Origin of the sequence: Sphingomonas sp. NFR15 (assembly GCF_900103265.1) — a bacterium.
Taxonomy (GTDB): Bacteria; Pseudomonadota; Alphaproteobacteria; order Sphingomonadales; family Sphingomonadaceae; genus Sphingomonas; species Sphingomonas pollutisoli.
Map to the genome: position 1 here is coordinate 213,023 of NZ_FMWX01000001.1, position 19,574 is coordinate 232,596.

General features: G+C 67.5%; 20 protein-coding genes and 1 tRNA gene. 9 read left to right on the forward strand and 12 right to left on the reverse strand.

The window, feature by feature from the left end:
• The first annotated feature begins 20 nt into the window (after positions 1 to 20).
• Together BLS81_RS00910 and BLS81_RS00915 are read left to right on the forward strand one after the other, a co-directional pair.
• Positions 21 to 93, forward strand: a tRNA-Thr gene (locus tag BLS81_RS00910).
• Positions 94 to 176: 83 nt separating this feature from the next.
• Positions 177 to 2,450 (forward strand): FdhF/YdeP family oxidoreductase, encoded by a 2,274-nt coding sequence (locus BLS81_RS00915; protein WP_093219576.1) that lies wholly within the window; start codon positions 177 to 179, stop codon positions 2,448 to 2,450.
• A gap of 47 nt (positions 2,451 to 2,497) precedes the next feature.
• Here BLS81_RS00915 and BLS81_RS00920 read toward each other — a convergent pair whose 3' ends face one another.
• The 7 genes from BLS81_RS00920 to dusB form a co-directional block, all read right to left on the reverse strand.
• Entirely contained in the window at positions 2,498 to 2,698 is a 201-nt protein-coding gene (locus BLS81_RS00920) for a hypothetical protein (protein ID WP_093221641.1), read from the reverse strand.
• Positions 2,699 to 2,758: 60 nt separating this feature from the next.
• Complete coding sequence (locus BLS81_RS00925) at positions 2,759 to 3,043, reverse strand: I78 family peptidase inhibitor (protein ID WP_176786972.1); 285 nt, start codon at positions 3,041 to 3,043, stop codon at positions 2,759 to 2,761.
• Entirely contained in the window at positions 3,040 to 3,549 is a 510-nt protein-coding gene (locus BLS81_RS00930; protein ID WP_143023263.1) for a DUF6438 domain-containing protein, read from the reverse strand. Before BLS81_RS00930 ends, BLS81_RS00925 begins: the two co-directional genes overlap by 4 nt.
• Before the next feature lie 8 nt (positions 3,550 to 3,557).
• A complete protein-coding gene (locus BLS81_RS00935; RefSeq protein WP_093219584.1) occupies positions 3,558 to 3,995 on the reverse strand; it encodes a hypothetical protein in 438 nt (145 codons plus the stop codon).
• A 90-nt stretch (positions 3,996 to 4,085) separates the two neighbouring features.
• The gene (gene ntrC, locus BLS81_RS00940; protein WP_093219588.1) at positions 4,086 to 5,507 is read right to left on the reverse strand and encodes a nitrogen regulation protein NR(I); all 1,422 of its coding nucleotides are present in this window, start codon (positions 5,505 to 5,507) and stop codon (positions 4,086 to 4,088) included.
• On the reverse strand, positions 5,504 to 6,568 hold the full coding sequence (locus tag BLS81_RS00945) for a two-component system sensor histidine kinase NtrB (RefSeq protein WP_256326013.1): 1,065 nt from the start codon (positions 6,566 to 6,568) through the stop codon (positions 5,504 to 5,506). The genes ntrC and BLS81_RS00945 overlap by 4 nt, the downstream gene beginning before the upstream one ends.
• Positions 6,565 to 7,569, reverse strand: a complete 1,005-nt coding sequence (gene dusB / locus BLS81_RS00950) for a tRNA dihydrouridine synthase DusB (protein ID WP_176786973.1) — start codon at positions 7,567 to 7,569, stop codon at positions 6,565 to 6,567. Before dusB ends, BLS81_RS00945 begins: the two co-directional genes overlap by 4 nt.
• A gap of 95 nt (positions 7,570 to 7,664) precedes the next feature.
• Between dusB and BLS81_RS00955 the strand changes: the two genes are divergently transcribed.
• Genes BLS81_RS00955 through BLS81_RS00965 form a run of 3 tightly spaced genes read left to right on the forward strand, consistent with a single transcriptional unit; the run spans position 7,665 to position 9,873 of the window.
• The gene (locus BLS81_RS00955; RefSeq protein ID WP_093219590.1) at positions 7,665 to 8,807 is read left to right on the forward strand and encodes a bifunctional 2-C-methyl-D-erythritol 4-phosphate cytidylyltransferase/2-C-methyl-D-erythritol 2,4-cyclodiphosphate synthase; all 1,143 of its coding nucleotides are present in this window, start codon (positions 7,665 to 7,667) and stop codon (positions 8,805 to 8,807) included.
• Complete coding sequence (locus BLS81_RS00960; RefSeq protein ID WP_093219593.1) at positions 8,804 to 9,343, forward strand: hypothetical protein; 540 nt, start codon at positions 8,804 to 8,806, stop codon at positions 9,341 to 9,343. The genes BLS81_RS00955 and BLS81_RS00960 overlap by 4 nt, the downstream gene beginning before the upstream one ends.
• 2 nt (positions 9,344 to 9,345) lie before the next feature.
• Complete coding sequence (locus BLS81_RS00965) at positions 9,346 to 9,873, forward strand: CinA family protein (protein ID WP_093219595.1); 528 nt, start codon at positions 9,346 to 9,348, stop codon at positions 9,871 to 9,873.
• On the opposite strand, the gene BLS81_RS00970 is transcribed toward BLS81_RS00965, so the two are convergent.
• Together BLS81_RS00970 and lipA are read right to left on the reverse strand one after the other, a co-directional pair.
• Positions 9,807 to 10,292 (reverse strand): type II toxin-antitoxin system RatA family toxin, encoded by a 486-nt coding sequence (locus BLS81_RS00970; RefSeq protein WP_093219597.1) that lies wholly within the window; start codon positions 10,290 to 10,292, stop codon positions 9,807 to 9,809. The two genes, BLS81_RS00965 and BLS81_RS00970, sit on opposite strands and share 67 nt — an antisense overlap.
• 120 nt (positions 10,293 to 10,412) lie before the next feature.
• Positions 10,413 to 11,354: a lipoyl synthase gene (gene lipA / locus BLS81_RS00975; RefSeq protein WP_093221648.1), complete on the reverse strand. Its 942-nt coding sequence runs from the start codon at positions 11,352 to 11,354 to the stop codon at positions 10,413 to 10,415.
• 122 nt (positions 11,355 to 11,476) lie between these two features.
• Between lipA and BLS81_RS00980 the strand changes: the two genes are divergently transcribed.
• Positions 11,477 to 12,106 carry a carbonic anhydrase gene (locus BLS81_RS00980; protein ID WP_093219600.1) on the forward strand — a complete coding sequence of 210 codons (630 nt, stop codon included), beginning with the start codon at positions 11,477 to 11,479 and terminating at the stop codon, positions 12,104 to 12,106.
• 6 nt (positions 12,107 to 12,112) lie between these two features.
• Here the strand turns inward: BLS81_RS00980 and BLS81_RS00985 are convergent, their stop codons facing one another.
• Together BLS81_RS00985 and aspS are read right to left on the reverse strand one after the other, a co-directional pair.
• The gene (locus tag BLS81_RS00985; protein ID WP_093219603.1) at positions 12,113 to 13,087 is read right to left on the reverse strand and encodes a cell wall hydrolase; all 975 of its coding nucleotides are present in this window, start codon (positions 13,085 to 13,087) and stop codon (positions 12,113 to 12,115) included.
• Positions 13,088 to 13,200: 113 nt separating this feature from the next.
• Entirely contained in the window at positions 13,201 to 14,994 is a 1,794-nt protein-coding gene (gene aspS, locus BLS81_RS00990; RefSeq protein ID WP_093219605.1) for an aspartate--tRNA ligase, read from the reverse strand.
• 189 nt (positions 14,995 to 15,183) lie between these two features.
• On the opposite strand from aspS, the gene rnd reads away from it, so the two are divergent.
• The gene (gene rnd / locus BLS81_RS00995) at positions 15,184 to 16,359 is read left to right on the forward strand and encodes a ribonuclease D (protein ID WP_093219608.1); all 1,176 of its coding nucleotides are present in this window, start codon (positions 15,184 to 15,186) and stop codon (positions 16,357 to 16,359) included.
• Positions 16,360 to 16,572: 213 nt separating this feature from the next.
• Here rnd and BLS81_RS01000 read toward each other — a convergent pair whose 3' ends face one another.
• On the reverse strand, positions 16,573 to 17,883 hold the full coding sequence (locus BLS81_RS01000; protein ID WP_093219611.1) for a tetratricopeptide repeat protein: 1,311 nt from the start codon (positions 17,881 to 17,883) through the stop codon (positions 16,573 to 16,575).
• A 175-nt stretch (positions 17,884 to 18,058) separates the two neighbouring features.
• On the opposite strand from BLS81_RS01000, the gene yaaA reads away from it, so the two are divergent.
• Positions 18,059 to 18,811 carry a peroxide stress protein YaaA gene (yaaA, locus tag BLS81_RS01005; protein WP_093219614.1) on the forward strand — a complete coding sequence of 251 codons (753 nt, stop codon included), beginning with the start codon at positions 18,059 to 18,061 and terminating at the stop codon, positions 18,809 to 18,811.
• Complete coding sequence (locus BLS81_RS01010) at positions 18,808 to 19,503, forward strand: SDR family NAD(P)-dependent oxidoreductase (RefSeq protein ID WP_093219620.1); 696 nt, start codon at positions 18,808 to 18,810, stop codon at positions 19,501 to 19,503. The genes yaaA and BLS81_RS01010 overlap by 4 nt, the downstream gene beginning before the upstream one ends.
• Positions 19,504 to 19,574: the final 71 nt, after the last annotated feature.

A 19,574-nucleotide genomic window follows, 5' to 3' on the forward strand; every position in this document is an offset into this window, starting at 1 on the left:
GCCGCTATAGGCGGGGGCCTGCCCGTATAGCTCAGTTGGTAGAGCGCCACCCTTGTAAAGTGGATGTCCGGGGTTCGATTCCTCGTGCGGGCAGGGTTCACCGGTTCAGGAACCCGCGCCGATTCCAAAGCGTTGTTCGCTGCTGTTGCAGCGGCGACGTGCGAAGGACGCGTTTCATGGAAGAAGACCAGACCGTCCATTACGACGGCGCCGAGGGTGGCTGGGGATCGGTGCGCGGCATCGTAGAGACGGCGCTGCGCGAACGCGCCCGGCCCGTCGCGCTCGACACGCTCAGGCGGCAGAACAAAGCTGGCGGCTTCATGTGCGTATCGTGCGCGTGGGGCAAACCCAAGGTGCCGCACACATTCGAGTTCTGCGAGAATGGCGCGAAGGCGACGCTGTGGGAACTGACCAGCCGGCGGTGCACGCCCGAGTTCTTCGCCCAGCATAACGTCTCCGACCTCAAGACCTGGACGGATCACGATCTGGAGCAGACGGGGCGGCTCACCCATCCGCTGCGCTATGACCGCGCGAGCGATAAATACGTCCCGTGCGACTGGGACGAAGCATTCGCCGCGATCGGCGCGGAACTGAAGGCGATCGATCCCGGCGCCGCCGTCTTCTACGCATCGGGCCGCGCGAGCCTCGAGACGAGCTATCTCTACGCGTTGTTCGCGCGGCTATACGGCCATAACAACCTGCCCGACAGCTCCAACATGTGCCACGAAACCACCTCGGTCGCGCTCAAGGACGTGACCGGGGCGCCGGTCGGCACCTGCGTGCTCAGCGATTTCGAACTGTGCGATGCGATCTTCTTCTTCGGGCAAAATCCAGGCACCAACTCCCCGCGCCTGCTCCATCCGTTGCAGGAGGCGGTCAAGCGCGGCTGCAAGATCGTGACGTTCAACCCGATCCGCGAAAAGGGTCTGGAGGTCTTCAAGAACCCGCAAAGCCCCAAGGAGATGCTGACCCCGGCCGAGACGAAGATCTCGACGCTCTATCTCCAGGTCAAGACCGGCGGCGACATCGCCGCGATCACCGGCATGATGAAACACGTACTGGCCAAGGAGGCGGCGCTGTGGGCGGCGGAGCGGCGCCACGTGCTCGACGTGGATTTCATCGCGCAGCATACCGACGGGTTCGAAACGCTGAAAGCGCATGTCGAGGCGACGGAGTGGGCGGCGATAGAGGCGGAAAGCGGCCTGGCGCGCGCCGACATCGAAGCGGCGGCGGACATCTATATCGGCGCCAAGCGCTCGATCGCGATGTACGGCATGGGCCTGACCCAGCACGTCTACGGCAGCGACAACATCAAGCAACTCGTCAATCTGTTCTTGTTGAAGGGCAATATCGGGCGCGACGGAACGGGTGTGTCGCCGGTGCGCGGCCATTCCAACGTGCAGGGGCAGCGCACCGTCGGCATCACCGAAAAGCCCGAACTCGTTCCGCTCGACAAGCTCGCGGAGCAATATGGCTTCGAGCCGCCGCGCGATAAGGGCCTGACGACGGTCGATGCCTGCGAAAAGATCGTCTCGGGCGAGGTGAAGGCGTTCATCGGGCTCGGCGGCAACTTTATCCGCGCGATCCCCGAGCGCGAAATCATGGAGACCGCCTGGACGAAGCTGCGGCTCACCGTCCAGATCGCGACCAAGCTCAACCGCAGCCATCTCGTCAACGGCGAGGTGGCGTATCTGCTCCCCTGCCTCGGCCGATCGGAGGAAGACCTTCAGGCGAGCGGCCCGCAGGCCGTGACGATGGAGGATAGCCTCTCCTGCATCCACGGCTCGATCGGCAAGGCGACGCCGTCTTCGCCCGATCTCAAATCCGAACTGGCGATCGTCGCCGGCATCGCGAAGGCGACGCTCCCGCCCAATCCCAAGGTGCCGTGGGACGCATGGGTCGGCGACTATGCCAAGGTCCGCGACGCGATCGAGGAAACCTATCCCGAGCAATTCCACGACTTCAACCAGCGCGTGTTCACGCCCGGCGGCTTCTATCGCGGCAATTCGGCGCGCGAACGGGTCTGGAAGACGAAGAGCGGCAAGGCCGATTTCACCGTGCCCAAGAAGCTCAATTCCTGGGGCGTGGAGGACAAGGCGGGTCGATGGCGGCTGATGACGCTGCGGTCCAACGACCAGTTCAACACCACCATCTACGGCTATTCCGACCGGCTGCGCGGGATCGAAGGCACGCGCGAGGTGCTGCTGATGAACCCGGAGGACATTGCGGCGGCGGGGCTGTCCGAAGGGCAGATCGTCGGCCTCGCGAGCGACGCGGACGATGGCGTCGATCGGCAGGTCGGCGGGTTGAAGGTCACCAGCTTCCTGCTGCCGCGCGGATGCCTCGGCGCCTATTATCCCGAGATGAATCCGCTGGTGCCGCTGTCCTGGCACGACGCGGAATCGAAGACGCCAGCGGGCAAGAGCGTACCGGTGCGGATCATCGCCTAAGGCCGGTTGACGGCCTGCCCGGAACCTCCGCGCAGGCCGCCGATCCGTCAGGCGGGCTCGGCCTCGTCATCGACGCCGAGCGCGTCTTCCTCATCGCCGTCGAGTTGTTCCTCAATGGCCTCGACGATCAGGTCGAGCTGTTCGTAGCTCGCGACGAACTCGGTCTTCTCGCCGTCCTCGTCTTCCATCGAAATCAGATACTCTTCGCCCGAGCGTGTGATCGTGAATCCGGCCAAGGTCTTGGACATTGCGCTCTCCATTGTTGAACGGGGCGAACGCGCGGCATCCGATATCGCTCCTCGGCCACCTTATCCGCAACGGGCGTCGACCACCTTGCCATCCGGGGCGATGGTGAGCGTGACGCGATCCGGCCGGAAATCCTGCGTGACCATGTCGCCTGGCGCGATTCGCCGGATCGTGCTCGCGCCGGTGCGCCGCCGCACCTGCGCGTCATCGGGCGCGATATGGCCGACGAGGCTCGCCGCCGCCTCCGAGCGACACTGGCGCGGCGCGGGGGAATCGCCATGCGCGACCGGTGCGCATGCCGCGAGCAGCGCGGGGGCGATCACGAACGTGGGAAGCGTTCTTTTCATCCGCGCGAAACTCCCGGCCGAGTGGTCTGACGCATCCATTCCTCGATGCCGAGGCGCTGCGGCAGCGCGCGCAGCACGATGTCGAGATCGCGGCCCTCGCCTTCGCGGCAGCCGCCACGATGCGTCGCGACGGTCTGTTGACCCGCCGGCCCGGTCCAGGTGATCGTATATGTCGGCATGTCGCTGATCGTGACGGCGCAGGGCACGGCCGCCGTGCTGCCGTCAGCGGGCCGAAACGGCGCGAGATCGGCCGCCAGCGCACGATAGACGTGCGGCGTGACGCGGCGCTCGCGCGTGCCGAGCACGGCGGTATGGCGCGTGCCCGTGAACGCGACCGCACCATCGGCCGCGACCTTCACGTCATAGACCGGGCAGAAGCCGAAGCACGGCCCCACCGAGATCGCGATCGTTGGCGCGCCAGCGGCGGGCGCGGGAGTCACTTCCGGCGAAACGGTCGCACAGGCCCCGAGCGCCGGCAGCGCGGCACAGGCCAGGGCGGCCTTCATGACGGCCTTCACTTCGCCGCCCCCCTCAGCCCGGCCGGAAGCATATAGGCGGGGCAGTAGCGATAGGTCGTGCCCGGCCCGCGCGTCTGCATCGTGAACGTCAGCGCGTCCGGCACGGTGACGGTCTGCCGCTGGCTGACGCGCGGCGCCGGACCGGCACCGGCATCGATGCACGACTGGCTGACCGAATACCGATCGCCCTTGCGCGCGAGCACCCGCGCGCGGCACGCGCGCGAATGCGCATCGCTGATACCCCGGCCGTCATATTGCCGGATCGCCGCATTGGGCGCGGATTCGCAAGCCACGCCCTTCTGAACGTAGATGCCCGGCTTGAGCCGGTACACCCCGCCCGGCGGTGGCGAGCGATCGACGCTCGCCACAGCGGGCGCGCCGCCCGCGACCACGGCGAGCGCCAGACTCGAAAACACCCCGATTCGTAACAGCATGTCATATCTCCCGTCAGGTTCGGACCGGCTGTATCGGGCCGAATCTGAACATAGACGGAGCCGACCGCCCGATCCCTTGCGACCGCTGCGTCAGCCGCCGATGCCGAGCGTATCGAGCCGCTTGCGCAACGTGTTGCGGTTGATCCCGAGCGCCCGCGCCGCGCGAAGCTGGTTGTTGCCGTGGCGCTCCAGCAGCGCCTCGATCAGCGGGCGTTCGACCTCGCCGATGATCCGGTCGTACAGCGATCCGTCGTCGAGCGCGGTCGGCTCCTCGATCGCGAGCCGCTCGAGCCGCGCGCGGATCGCCGCCGCGATGCCGGGATCGACCTCGGTCGGCGGGTTCGCGGAATAGGAACCACCGAGCAGCACGCGCACCTCACCCGCGCCAATGGTGTCATCGCGGCTGAGCACCGCCATGCGGCGCATCATATTTTCGAGCTCACGGACGTTGCCGGGCCAGTCATGACTTTCCAGCACCGCGATCGCCTGCGGATCGAGCTGCTTGCGCGGCAACCCGCTCTCGGCGGCGCGATCGAGGAAATGCCGCGCGAGCAGCGCGATGTCCTGCCGCCGCGCGCGCAAGGCGGGCAACGTCACCGGCACGACGTTGAGCCGGTAGAACAGATCCTCGCGGAACTGGCCGGTCGCGACCAGAACCGCGAGATCGCGGTTGGTCGCGGCGACGATGCGGACATCGGCCTTGATCGTCCGCGCGCCGCCGACGGTGGTGAACTCACCCGATTGCAGTACGCGCAGCAGCCGGGTCTGCGCCTCCATCGGCATGTCGCCGATCTCGTCGAGGAACAGCGTGCCGCCCGCCGCCTGCTCGAACCGTCCGGCCGAGCGCGCTTGCGCGCCGGTGAAGGCACCGCGTTCATGCCCGAACAGCTCCGCCTCGATCAACTCGCGGGGGATCGCCGCCATGTTGATCGCGATGAACGGCGCCCTGCGGCGCGGCCCGAGATCATGGATCGCGCGCGCGACCAGTTCCTTGCCGGTGCCCGATTCGCCCGAGATCAGCACGGTGAGATCGTTCGAGACGACGCGGGCGATCACCCGGTACACGTCCTGCATCGCCGGCGAGCGGCCGATCAGCGGCAGCGCGCGGTCCTCCTCGCCGATCGGTTCGGCCACGCCGCCCGAGCCGCGCGCGAGCGCGCTTTGCACGGCCGCGGCGAGCGTATCGAGATCGAACGGCTTGGGGAGGTAATCGAACGCGCCGACCTCGGTCGAGCGCACGGCGGTGGTGAGCGTGTTCTGCGCCGACAGCACGACCACCGGCAGGCCCGGATGTTCGGCGACGAGCCGCTCGACCATGTCGAGACCGTTGCCGTCGGGCAGCACGACATCGGTGATGAGCACATCGGGCAGCCCGGCCGCCAGCCGCATCTCCGCCTCCGCAAGCGTCGCGGCCGTGGTGAGGCGGTGGCCGTCGCGTTGCAGCGCCTGCACGATCACGGTGCGGATCGCGCCGTCATCATCGACGACGAGGATGTTGCCGGCTCTGGTCACGCGGAACCTCTGGGAAGCAGGATACGAAACACGGTGCTGAGCGGGGAGCCTTCGCGCGCATATTGGACGATACCGCCCATATCGCGCACCAGCTTGTCGACCAGCGACAGGCCAAGCCCCTGCCCTTCGGGCTTGCCCGAGACGAAGGGATCGAACAAATGGTCGGCGATCTCCTCCGGCGCGCCGGGGCCGTTGTCGATCACGCACACCTCGATCGGCAGCGGCTGGCGCGGACGGCCCGGCGACGGGCTGACCGCCATGCCGTGCCGATAGGCGGTCGAGAGCAGGATACGCGGGTTGGCCACCGTGGTGAGCGCCTCGCAGCCGTTCTTGAGCAGATTGAGCACCACCTGGAGCAGCGCGTCGGGATCGACCAGCACCGGCGGCAACGACGGATCGAACCGCTCCTCGATCGTCACCGTGCGCCCGAACCCGGCGAGGGCGACGCGGCGGGCATGATCGAGCAGCGGGTAGATGTTCGATGGCTGGATGTTGAGCGGGCGGGTGTCGGTGAAATCCTGCATCCGGTCGATCAGCGCGGCGATGCGATCGACCTCGGTGGTGATGAGCGTGGTGAGCGTGGTGTCGGTCTTCGGCCCGGCCAGCAGTTGCGCGGCGCCACGGATGCCCGACAGCGGATTCTTGATCTCATGCGCGAGCATCGCCGCCGCGCCGATCGCGGCGCGGGCCGCCGACGCGCGATCGACCGAATGGCCCATCCGGCGCGAGGCGGCGGCGTGGTGCAGCGTCACCGTGCGCCAGCCGGGCCGGTCGGTTACGCGCGCCTCGATATAATCGACCCGCACGCGCCCGCCGCCGCGCCGGACCTCGATCTCGGTGTCGAACGCCGCGAACTGCCGCTCGTCGCGGCCGCTCGGCGCGCGCGGCGCGACGATCACCGCGTCGAGCGTCTGCCCGCGCATCGCCCGTTCGGAGAGGTTTAGCAGCGTCTCGCACTCGGCGTTGGCGTAGGTGATGCGCGCATCGGGATCGAGCACCATCACCGCCACCGGCAGCGTCGCGAACAGCTCGGCGAAGCCCGGCCCGGAGGTGTCGGTCACGCCGCCGCGCGGCTCCGGTACGGCGCGTAGAACTCCGCGAGCATCGCCTTGACCTGCTTTGCGTCGGCGATCTGGTTGGTCTTGTTGCGGAACTCGGCCGAACCGTGCAGCCCGCGCGTGTACCAACCGATATGCTTGCGCATCATGTTGACGCCGGTTTCGTTACCGTAGTGTTCGAGCATCGCCTCGTAATGCTCTGCGATCAGGCAATATTGTTCGTCGAGCGTAGGATCGGGAACGCGCCGCCCGGAACGGAACCACTCCATCACCTGCCCGAGCAGCCACGGCCGTCCGTAAGATCCGCGCCCGATCATCACGCCGTCCGCGCCCGATTGTTCCAGCGCCGCCTCGGCGTCCTCGATCGAACAGATGTCGCCGTTGGCGATCACCGGCACGCTGACCGCATCCTTGACGCGGCGGATGAAGCCCCAGTCGGCGCTGCCCTTGTACATCTGGTTGCGGGTGCGGCCGTGAACGGTGATCATCTTCACGCCGAGATCCTCGGCGATGCGCGCGAGTTCGGGCGCATTGAGGCTCGAATGGTCCCAGCCCATCCGCATCTTGAGCGTGACCGGCACCTTCACCGCATCGACCACGCCTTTGACGATCGCGGCGGCGAGCGTGAGATCCCGCATCAGCGCCGATCCGGCATCGCCGTTCGTCACCTTGCGCACCGGGCAGCCCATGTTGATGTCGATGATCGCCGCGCCGCGATCCTCCGAGAGCTTGGCCGCCTCGCCCATCTCATACGGCGTACAGCCGACGAGTTGCATCGACACCGGATCTTCGATCGGATGCCACGCCGCTTTCTGAAGCGACTGGCGTGTCTCCCGGATCGCCGCCTGACTCGCCACCATCTCGGTGACGTTAAGCCCCGAGCCGTAACGGCGTACGATCGTGCGGAACGGCATGTCCGAAACGCCGGTCATCGGCGCCAGGATCACCGGCTGGTCGATCGTCACGGGTCCGATCTGGATGGGAGCGAGGGTGCGCGGGGTCACTAAACGTCTGCCTGAAAAACAGGCAGCCTATAGGCGAGCGCGTCGTGTGCGGCAAGGCTGGCGGGCGGGTGCGGCATGGGCTAGGCGCTGAGGCCATGTCGTCCACTCGTACCGTCGCGATCATCGTTGCCGCCGGCCAGGGCCTGCGCAGCGGCAGCGCGCTCCCCAAACAGTTCGCTCCGCTCGCCGGCAAGCCGATGCTGGTGCACAGCTACGCCGCGCTCGCCGCGCATCCCGGCATCGACGCGGTGCTGGTGGTGATCGGCGCGGGACAGGAAACGATGCTTGCCGAGACGCTCGGCGACGCGCGCTTCATCATTGGCGGCGCGACGCGGCGCGAATCGGTTCGAAATGGTCTCGAAGCTTTCGCGGACGAAGCGCCCGATCGCGTGCTGATCCACGACGCCGCCCGCCCCTTCCTGCCGGCGACGGTGATCGACCGGCTGATCGCAGCGCTCGATGCCGAGGCAGGCGCTCTTCCCGCCCTGCCGGTCACGGATACGCTGGTGCGCGAGGACGGCACGCCGGTTTCGCGCGACCGCCTCCACCGTGTGCAAACCCCGCAGGCGTTCCGCTTCGCCGAGGTGCTCGCCGCGCACCGCGCCTGGCCCGCGGGGGAGGACGCGACCGACGACGCGCAGATGGTCGCCCGCTCCGGCCACATTGTCTCCATCGTCCAAGGCGATTCGATGCTCGAAAAGATCACCCACCCGGCCGATTTCGCCGCCGCCGAGGCCCGCCATGCGGCGACGCTCCGCGTGCGGACCGCCCTGGGCTATGACGTCCACCGACTCGTCGAAGGCGAGGAATTGTGGCTCGGCGGGCTGCTCATCCCGCACGACAAGGGGCTGTCCGGGCATAGCGACGCCGATGTCGCGCTCCACGCGATTACCGACGCGTTGCTCGGCACGATCGCCGACGGCGACATCGGCATGCATTTCCCGCCGAGCGATCCGCAGTGGCGCGGCGCCAACTCCGCACAATTCCTCCAGCACGCCGCCGCGCTGATCGCAGCCCAAGGCGGGATCATCGACTTCATCGATCTCACGGTCATCTGCGAAGCCCCCAAGATCGGCCCGCACCGCGCCGGCATGCGCGCGCGCATCGCCGAGCTGTTGCGGCTCGAACCGGGCCAAATCAGCGTCAAGGCGACCACCACCGAACGACTCGGCTTCACCGGGCGGGGCGAAGGCATCGCCGCGCAAGCGGTGGCAACGATCAGGATCGGCACGCGATGAAAACTCTCAGAACGCTGGCTGTCGCCCTGGCGGCGTGCGCGCTCACCGGCCAGGCGGCGGCGCAGCCGCTCCAGGCGCGCGCGTGCCTGACCGCGCCCGAGGCCGAGTCGCTGCTCATCACCGTCATCCCCGATGCGCTCGAAGAGGTCAGCCATACCTGCGCGGCCCAGCTTCCCGCCGGGGCGCTGTTGCGCAGCCCCGGCCGGGCGTTCGGTGACAGCTATCGCACCCTGGCCGACGCCAACTGGCCGAACACGCGCCGCGCGCTCGCGAAGATCCTCCCGTCCGATGCGGCGCCGATGCTCGACAACGATCTCGCCCGCCTGATGCTGGTGTCGCTCGCCGGCCCGATCGTGGCGCAACAGGTCACGCCCGCCGATTGCGGGCCGGCCAACCGCTTCCTCACGATGATCGCGCCGCTGCCACCCAAGAACGCCGTCGCCGCGATCGTGGCCGCGATGCAGATCGCCGCGACCGACCGCAAGAACGGCACCAAGCCCGCCGCCATCCCCGTTTGTCCGTTTGGAGCGCAGTGACGATGCTCACTCTCCTGCCCGAAGAGCTTGTCGCCGCCGCGCAAAAGGTGGTGGATGCCAATCTCGCCGCCGGCCGTACCGTCTGCGTCGCCGAAAGTTGCACTGGCGGGCTGGTCGCCGCCGCGATCACCGAAATCCCGGGGTCGTCGGAAATGTTCGAACGCGGCTACGTCACCTATTCGAACGATGCCAAGGTCGATACACTCAACGTCAGCCCCGACGTGATCGACACGTTCGGCGCGGTCTCGATCGCGACGGCGTGGAGCATGGCGCAGGGCGCGCTCGAAGCCAGCGGCGCGGATGTAGCGGTAGCGATCACGGGCGTTGCCGGCCCGGGCGGCGGCACCGAGAAGAAGCCGGTTGGCACGGTCGTGTTCGCGCGCGCGGAACGTGGCGCCGATCCGAGCCATGTCGTCGCGGATCGCAAGGATTTCGGCGAGATCGGACGCGGCGGCATCCGGCTTCAGGCGGCGTTATGCGCGCTCGACTTGTTGATGCCGTCCGTGGGCGAACCCGAAGGCGAACCATAAAGCGCCGCCGCGCGCTCCTCGAACGCGCCGATCATCTTGCGCAGCGCGACGCCGAACACCTGACCGGCGAGCATTTCGAAAACGCGGTTCTTGAACGCGAAGTCGACCGTGAAATCGACCGCGCAGCCGGTGCCGTCGGGCCGGAACACCCAGTCGTTGCGCAGATATTTGAGCGGGCCGTCGAGGTAATCGACGTGGACCCGCTCGGGCCGCTGCTTGTCGACCTTGGACGTGAAGGTCTCGCGCAGCCCCTTGAAGCCGACGATCATGTCTGCGACCATCTGGGCCTCGCTATCCGAGCGGATGCGGATCGCCGAGACCCACGGCAGGAACTCGGGGTAACGCGCGACATCGGCGACCAGATCGAACATCTGCTCGGGCGTGTAGGGCAAGCGGCGGGTTTCGTGGTGCTTAGGCACGGGTCATCGCTTCGCCGAATCCCGTCACCCCAGCGCAAGCTGGGGTCTCCCGGTGATGGTGCGCGCCTTTGCCGCAAAAGACCCCAGCTTGCGCTGGGGTGACGTATAGGGCGGACAGGCTCACACCCGCACCGTCGCCAGCTTCGCCTCCCGCGCGGCGCGCAGCCGGGCGAAATCGTCCCCCGCATGGTAGCTCGACCGGGTCAGGGGCGAGGATGCCACCAGCAGGAAGCCCTTCGCGCGCGCGATCGCGGCATACGCGTCGAACGCCTTGGGCGTGACGAAATCCTGCACCTTGGCGTGGCGCGGCGTGGGCTGGAGATATTGGCCCATCGTGAGGAAATCGATGTCGGCGGAGCGCATGTCGTCCATCACCTGATGCACCTCGAGCCGCTCCTCGCCCAGCCCGAGCATCACGCCCGACTTGGTGAAGATCGACGGATCGTGCCGTTTGACGCTCTCCAGCAGCCGCAGTGACGCATAGTAGCGCGCGCCCGGCCGGATCGTCGGATAGAGCCGGGGCACGGTCTCGAGATTGTGGTTGTACACGTCGGGCCGCGCGGCAACGATCGACTCGATCGCCGCCTGCGCCTTGTTGCGGAAATCCGGCGTGAGGATCTCGATCGTCGTGCTGGGCGTCGTGCGGCGCAGCGCCTCGATCACCTTGACGAACTGCGACGCGCCACCATCGGGCAGATCGTCACGATCGACCGATGTGATGACGATATGCTCGAGCCCGAGCTCGGCGGCGGCATCGGCGGTGTGCTGCGGCTCGAGCGCATCCACGGCGCGCGGCATGCCGGTCTTGACGTTGCAGAACGCGCAGGCGCGGGTGCAGGTGTCGCCCAGGATCATCACCGTCGCGTGCTTCTTGGTCCAGCACTCGCCGATATTCGGGCAGGCCGCTTCCTCGCACACCGTCGCGAGATTGAGGCGGCGCATCAGCCCCTTGGTCTCGTTGAAGGCCGCGCCCATCGGCGCTTTCACGCGAATCCAGTCGGGCTTGCGCTGGCGGCCCTCGGGTTGGGCGGCCGGGTGAGCGATCGGGGTGATTTCGTTCATCGCCCGCAAATAGCCATCCGCGCCGCTCACCACAACTGCCACGCCGATCATCACGGTTGCGCTTGTCGTATGCGGCGCTTTGCCTCTAGGAACCGCGTCATAGCGAAACGACGGAGAGCGACATGAGCGGATTCGAAAACCTCATCGAAGGCTATCGGCGCTTCCGCGTGGTCGATTGGACCCGTCAGCGCGACCGCTGGGCCGAATTGCGCGAAGGTCAGGCGCCGCGCGTGATGGTGATCGCCTGCTCCGACAGCCGCGTCGACCCGGCGCAGGTGTTCGACACGTCGCCGGGCGAGATCTTCGTGGTGCGCAACGTCGCCAATCTGGTGCCGCCGTTCGAACGCGACGGATCGCGCCACGGCGTCTCCGCCGCGCTCGAATTCGCGGTCACGCAGCTCAATGTCACCGATATCGTCGTGATGGGGCATGGCTCGTGCGGCGGCGTCAAAGCCTGCCTCACGCACGCCTTCGACGGCGCGGAACCCGGCGAAGGCGGCTTCATCGCCCATTGGGTCGATATGCTCGATACCGCGCGGGACCGGGTCGTCGCCGAACACGGCACCGGCGACGAGGCGATCCGCGCGCTCGAACTGGAGACGGTGCGGGTCAGCCTCGCCAACCTGCGCACCTTCCCGTTCATCCCGGAACGCGAGGCGGCTGGCACGTTGACGCTGCGCGGCGCCTATTTCGCGATCGCGGACGGCGTGCTGCATGTGATGGATGACGACGGGGCGTTCGCGCCCGCCTGAACTGCGTCAGGCGGGGTCGCCCGCCGGCGGCACGGTGATGTGCCGCGGCTTGCCGACGTCCTGCGCGATGGCGGGCGCGAGCGCCCCGCGATGCACCCGAACGCCGGCGACGCCGCTCTCGGCGACCGGCGCCACTGCCGGCGCGGCTGCCGCTGCGGGTGCCGCGTCTTCGGGTGTGCTGCGATGGATCGTCACGGAGCCGACCACCTGAATGCCGCCGTTGGCCGCGCTCGCGGGCGGCACGCTTGCTTCATCGGCGGCCGCGAGGATCGGGCTGGTGCGTGCCGGTAAGGTTTCGCTTCCCGAATAGGTCTGGCGGAAGGCGAGCGCATTCTCCATCGCGCCGCGCCAGCGATAGAAGATATGCGCGCCGACCGCGGCGACCTGCCTCATGCTGGTCGCCCACCAGGGCGAGACGTAATTGGCGTGGTAGAAGGTCGCCGAGCCGACCGGCGCATACACCAGCCCCGCCAAGGCCCCCGTCGCGACCGCGCGCGCCCGCGCCCAGGCGCTGGGCTCGATCGGATGGTTCATTGATCCGTCGCAGGTGAAACTGAACTGGCAGCCACTCGATCGCGCAGATCCCTGATAGACGACCCCGCAGATGCTGTCGGGAAAGGCCGGATCGCGCACGCGGTTGAGCACGACCTGCGCGACCGCGCGCTCGCCCTCATCCGATTCGGAGCGCGCCTCGTAATAAATGGCCGCGGTCAGGCAATCGATCGCGCGCGCGGCGTCATCGGGCGTGCGCGCGCGACCGAGGAAGGCGGGCGCGGCGTCGAAATCGGCCGCGTCCGCCGCCGCGGCTTCCCGCAGCGCGGTGCGTGCGAGGTCCCTCGGCACGTTCAGATCGAGTCGCTTGAGCAGATCGGGCGCGCGGACGATCGGCGGGATGTCCATCACCACCTGCATCGGCGGCGTGCGCGTGCAGGACGTCATCAACACCAGCGTCGGCAGCACGAGCAGCAAGAATCTGAGCATGACGGTCCGACGCGGTGGCAACTCGCGCTCGGATAGCCGGCAAGCCTTAGCTTTGGATTAAGGACGCCGCCGCACCGCGCCGGCCCCTGCGCGATGCGGTGCGGCGGACCGGCCTATTTTGCGGCGGGGCCGTCCACCGTCCTGATGTGCAATTCCTTCAATTGCTTGGGGCTGGCGAAGTTCGGCGCGCCCATCATCAGGTCTTCGGCCTTCTGCGTCATCGGGAAGGTGATGACCTCGCGGATGTTGGGCTCATCGGCGAGCAGCATCACGATGCGATCAACGCCCGGCGCTGAGCCGCCGTGCGGCGGCGCGCCGCACTTGAACGCGTTGATCATACCCGCGAAGTTCGTGTCGACCTCGGCCTGCGTATAGCCGGCGATCTCGAACGCCTTGTACATGATCTCGGGCTTATGGTTCCGGATCGCGCCCGACGACAGCTCCACACCGTTACAGACGATGTCGTACTGATAGGCGAGGATATCGAGCGGGTCTTTGGTCTCCAGCGCTTCCATCTCGCCCTGCGGCATCGAGAAGGGATTGTGGCTGAAGTCGATCTTCTTGGCGTCTTCGTCATATTCGAACATCGGGAAATCGACGATCCAGCAGAATTCGAAACGCTTGTCGTCGATCAGCCCGAGCTGCTCGGCGACGCGGGTGCGCGCCAGACCGGCGAGCTTGGCGGCCTGCGCTTCCTTGCCGGCCGCGAAGAACAGTCCGTCGTCCGGTCCCAGGCCGAGCGCGTCGGCCATCGCGGTCATCTTCGCCTCGCCGTGGTTCTTGGCGATCGGACCGCCCCATTCGCCGCCCTTGCGGGTCGCGTAGCCGAGGCCGGCGAAGCCTTCGCCCTGCGCCCAGCTATTCATGTCGTCGAAGAACTTGCGGCTCTTGTCGGCTGTACCCGGCGCCGGGATCGCGCGCACCACGTCGCCGCCCTCGACGATCGACGCGAACCGGCCGAAGCCCGAGCCGATGAACTGCTCGGACACGTCCGAGATCAGGATCGGGTTGCGCAGATCGGGCTTGTCGTTGCCGTACTTCAGCATCGATTCGCGGTACGGGATCCGCTTGAACGGCAGCGGCGACACGGTGCGGCCCTTGCCCTGCCAGTCGGCGAACTGTTCGAACACGCCGTGCAGCACCGGCTCGATCGCGGCGAACACGTCTTCCTGCGTGACGAAGCTCATCTCGAAATCGAGCTGGTAGAATTCGCCTGGGCTACGATCGGCGCGCGCATCCTCGTCGCGGAAGCACGGTGCGATCTGGAAATAGCGATCGAACCCCGCCACCATCAGCAACTGCTTGAACATCTGCGGCGCCTGCGGCAGCGCGTAGAACTTGCCGGGATGCACGCGGCTCGGCACCAGATAGTCGCGCGCGCCCTCGGGGCTGCTCGCGGTCAGGATCGGCGTCTGGAACTCGGTGAAGCCCTGCCCGATCATCCGCTGGCGCAGCGAGGAGATCACCTGCGAGCGCAGCAGGATGTTGGCGTGGAGCCGCTCGCGGCGCAGATCGAGGAAGCGATAGCGCAGGCGGATATCCTCAGGATATTCATTCTCGCTCGCCACCGGCATCGGCAGGTCGTGCGCGGCCGATTGCACCACTGCGGAGGTGGCGCGCACCTCGATCGCGCCGGTCGGCAGGTTCGGGTTCACCGCCTCGCCGGCGCGCGCGACCACCGTGCCGGTGATCGTCACCACGCTCTCGCTGCGCAGCCCCTCGATCACGTCGAACACCGGGCCGCTCACGTCGGTCACGATCTGGGTGATGCCGTAATGGTCGCGCAGATCGACGAAGACGAGATCACCGTGGTCGCGCTTCTTGTGGACCCAGCCCGACAGGCGGACTTCCTGGCCGACCTGTTCGGCGTGGAGTTCGGCGCAAGTGTGCGTGCGATAGGCGTGCATGGTTCTCGTCTTTCAATCATCACCCGCCCCGATCGTCACCCCAGCGCACGCTGGGGTCTGCCGGGGAAAGGGCATGCGTTATCACCGCGAGACCCCAGCGTGCGCTGGGGTGACGGTATTGGATGATCCGCGCACCTCCCTTTCCGAACCGCCTTTGTCAAGGCGCGCATCCCTCGCTAAAGGGTGAAGATGCATATCCATCCGCTCATTACCGACAGCGCCACGCTCGCCAATCTCTGCACGCGGCTCGCCGAAGCCGATTTCGTCTGCGTCGATACCGAGTTCATGCGCGAGAACACCTTCTGGCCCGAACTCTGCCTGATCCAGATCGCCGACGAGAACGAGGCGGCGGCGATCGATCCGATGGCGCCCGGCCTCGACATGACCCCGCTCCTCGATCTGCTGGTCAACAACGAGGACGTGCTCAAGGTCTTCCACGCCGGCGGTCAGGATCTGGAGATCGTCTATAATCTCACCGGCAAGACGCCCCACCCGCTGTTCGACACGCAGGTCGCGGCGATGGCGCTCGGCCAGGGCGAGCAGATCGGCTATTCGAACCTCGTCGATGCCTATCTCGGCATCAGCGTCGACAAGGGCGCGCGCTTTACCGACTGGAGCCGCCGCCCACTCGACGCACGCCAGATCGAATATGCGATCGGCGACGTGACCCATCTCGCCAAGATCTTCCCGAAGATGCTCGCCCGGCTGCGCAAGACCGGGCGCGGCGCGTGGCTCGATCAGGAAATGGAGCGGATCGGCGATCCCGCCAATTACGCCAACGATCCCGAAGAGGCGTGGCGCCGCATCCGCGTGCCGAGCCGCAAGGCTGATATCCTAGGCCGGCTAAAGGCGCTGGCGCGCTGGCGCGAACTGGAGGCGCAGGGCAAGAACCTGCCGCGCGGCCGGATCGTCAAGGACGAGACGCTCGCCGACATCGCCGGCCACCCGCCGCGCAAACAGGCCGATCTCGCCAAGGTGCGCGGCCTTTCGCCGACCTGGGCGACCAACGACATCGGCGGGCGGATGATGGCGGCGTTGGAAAACGCCCAACCGATGTCCCCCGAGGAGATGCCCGCGCGGGACGACCGCAAGCCCGGACTCGGCAAGGACGGCGCGCTGGTGGCCGATCTGCTCAAGCTGCTGCTCAAGATCCGCTCGCGCGATATCGACGTGGCGGCGCGGCTGCTCGCGCGCGGCGATGATCTCGATGCGCTCGCGGCGGGTCAGCGCGAGGGGCTGCCGATCCTCGAAGGATGGCGCTTCGAACAGTTCGGGCGCGACGCGCTCGATCTGGTCGAGGGGCGGCTGGCGTTCGCGGTGGTCGGCGGCAAGCTGAAGATGACGCGCGCCGAAGCGGCGGAGTGAGCGAAGGGCGGCGACGTTCGCCCCGGTCGCACGAACGTCGTCTCGCCAAAAAAGAGCAACGCTGAGCGCATCGCTCGCCTGCCCATACCCGTTCGTGCTGAGCGTGTCGAAGCACGTGCCCCAAACGCGGCATTGCCTTGCACGTGCTTCGACACGCTCAGCACGAGCGGCGAAAAAAGCGGCCCCGGCCTACGCCGGAGCCGCCGTCGTTGTTTACGCGGCCACCGGCGGCGACGCGATCCAGGTGATCCACAGCTTGGCGATGTCCGCGTTCGGCGAGGTCGTCACCTTGGCGAGCGTGGCGCGCGCGCCTTCCTTGTCGCCACCGAGCGCCTGCGCGATGCCGAGGTGGAGGTTGAGCCGGTCGTTATCGGCAACCCCCTTGGTCGCGGCGAGCTTGTACAGTTCGGCGGCCTTCGCGTAGTTGCGCTCGCCGAGGTACGCGTCACCCGCCTGAGAGGCGAGATCGCCCTTCGGCGCGGCGGCCGCAGCCTTTTCCTGCGCGGCGAGCGGCTTGTCCGACGCGATCGATTCGCTGGCCTGCTTGGCCATGTCGGTCGCGGTGGCGTTGCCGGCCGGGATCACCTTGGTGTCGAAACCTTCTTTGATGACCGCCTTGGCTTCGGTCGGCAGGCCGGTCTTGTTCGCGGCATCGGCGTAATCGATATATTCCTTCGCGCCGGCGAGCGAGTTGGTGACGCGCATCAGGCGGTACAGATCGATCCGATTGCGATCGGTCAGCTTCGCAGCACCCGGGCCAGAGAACCCGAAGGTATAGATGGCGGTGCGCCAATTCTCCTTGGTGCCGTAATTCGACAGCCACGCCTGGGTCCAGGTGTTGGTCTGCTCGGGCAGGTTCGCCTTGATCGCGTGCGACACGGCGTATTTGTACCAGGCTTCGGGCGCCTTGCGGCCAGCGGCCTGCTCGGCCTTCACCGCGGTATCGAGCTCGGCGACGCCGCCCGCCACGTCACCCGCTTCGACCTTCGCGCGCGCGAGGTTGAGCGGCAGATCGGCGTTCTGGTAGCCGAGATCACGGGCGCTCGCCATGAACTGGGCCGCCTTGGCATAGTCCTTCTGGTTGTAGGCGATGTTGCCGCGGATATAGGTGTACTGCGCCTTCTCGGCCTTGGGCGTGATCGGGTTGGCGATCAGCGTCTCGAGCGGCTGCGCCAGCACGACGTCGTTGCGCTGCGCCTCGGGCAGAGCGTTCATCTCGCCGCTCGCCACCTGGAGGCGGAACTTGGCGATGATGTAGCTGTCGGTCGCGTTCTTCGCGAGGCCGTCCGCCTCGGTCAGCTTCGTCTTCGCGGTCGCATAGTCGGGCGGGGTCGCGGCGAGCGCGGTCTGGATCGCGCTGAGCGCGGGACGCGCCTCGTTCGACAGGTTCTTGGGGTTGAAGCCTTCGGCGGGCGCCGCCTCGGCCGCCTTTTCCTTCTTCGCGTTCGCCGGCAGCGCGATCACGGTGCCACCCAGGCCGAGCATCAGCGCCCCGGCAATCGCAATCCTCGAAACACCCTGCATCTTGAAAGTCTCCCAAAGTCGGCGCTGGCCGAACACCGCGCCGCTCTACCGATCCGTCTCGCCGCGTTCAAGCGACGCCGCGTGCGCCGGCTTCTGGCCGGCGCGGGGTGAACAACGGTTGAACCCGCGCCCGGCTCCCTTTGACGCTTCGGCGCATGGCCGCTACCCGCGCCGAATGATCGCCCTGCTCTCGCCCGCCAAGACGCTCGATTACGAGCGGCCACTTCCCGCCGTCACGCCGACCACGCCGCGCTTCGCGGACGAGGCCGATACCCTCGCCGCTGCCGCATCGCGGCTGAGCCAGAAAAAGCTGAGCGAATTGATGCACATCTCGCCCAAGCTCGCCAAGCTCAACGCCGATCGGTTCGCGGGCTTCGCCGACGGCCCCGAGCGGCCGGCGCTGTTCGCGTTCGCGGGCGACGTCTATACGGGGTTCGAGGCGCCGACGCTCGACGAACCGGCGGTCGCATTCGCGCAGGACCATGTCCGCATCCTGTCGGGGCTGTACGGGCTGCTTCGCCCGCTCGACGCGATGCGGCCCTATCGGCTCGAAATGGGCACACGCTGGGCACCGCGCCGCAAGAGCCTGACCGACTGGTGGGGCGACCGGATCGCCGCTGTGCTGCGCGACGATATCGCCGAGGAGGGATCGGGCGTCGTCCTCAACCTCGCCAGCCAGGAATATTTCGCCGCGGTGGCCGGGCGATTGAAGGGCTTGCGCGTGATCGACGTCGATTTCCGCGAGCCCGGCCCCGACGGCCCGCGCTTCGTCAGCTTCAACGCCAAGCGCGCGCGCGGCATGATGGCGCGCTGGCTGTGCGAACACCGCATCACCGACGTCGAGGCGATGCAGGGATTCGACAGCGACGGCTATCGCTTCGATCCGCACGAAAGCGAGGCGGACCGCTGGCGGTTCACGCGCGCATGAGCAGCGCGGTCGTCATCGGCGCTTCGGGCGGAATCGGCGCGGCGTTCGTGCGGGCGCTGAAGGAAGAGGGCACGTTCGACACGGTCCACGCCTTCGCGCGCGGTTTCGCCGGATCGGGCCGTATCGATCTGGAGGACGAGGCGAGCATCGCCGCCGCCGCCGCGATCGTGGCCAAGGGCGCGGCGCCGACGCTGATCCTCGTCGCGACCGGCCTGCTGCACGCGGGCGAGCGCGGGCCCGAGAAGGCGATCGGCGAACTCGATCCGGCCTGGCTCGCGCGCAACTTCGCGGTCAACGCGATCGGGCCGGCGATCGTCGCCAAGCACTTCCTGCCGCTGATGCCGCGCGATGGCCGCTGCGTGTTCGGCGTACTGTCGGCGCGGGTCGGCAGCATCGCCGATAATCGCCTTGGCGGCTGGTATGGATATCGCGCGTCGAAGGCGGCGCTCAACATGCTGGTGCGCACGCTCGCGATCGAGGAAAAGCGCCGCAACGGCCGCTCGATCGTGGTGGCGCTGCATCCGGGCACGGTCGACACGGCACTGTCTCGACCGTTTCAGGGAAACGTCGCGCCTGGGCAATTGTTCGATGCCGACCGCGCCGCGTTGCAGCTCCTCGATGTGATCGACGGGCTCAAGGCGCCCGATTCGGGCAAGCTGTTCGCTTGGGACGGCGCCGAAGTCGCTCCGTGACAGAGATGTCATGCGCGCTTCATTGTGGCTTGTGAAAATTGGGTCCAGACCGGCCCCCGACGTATATCGCG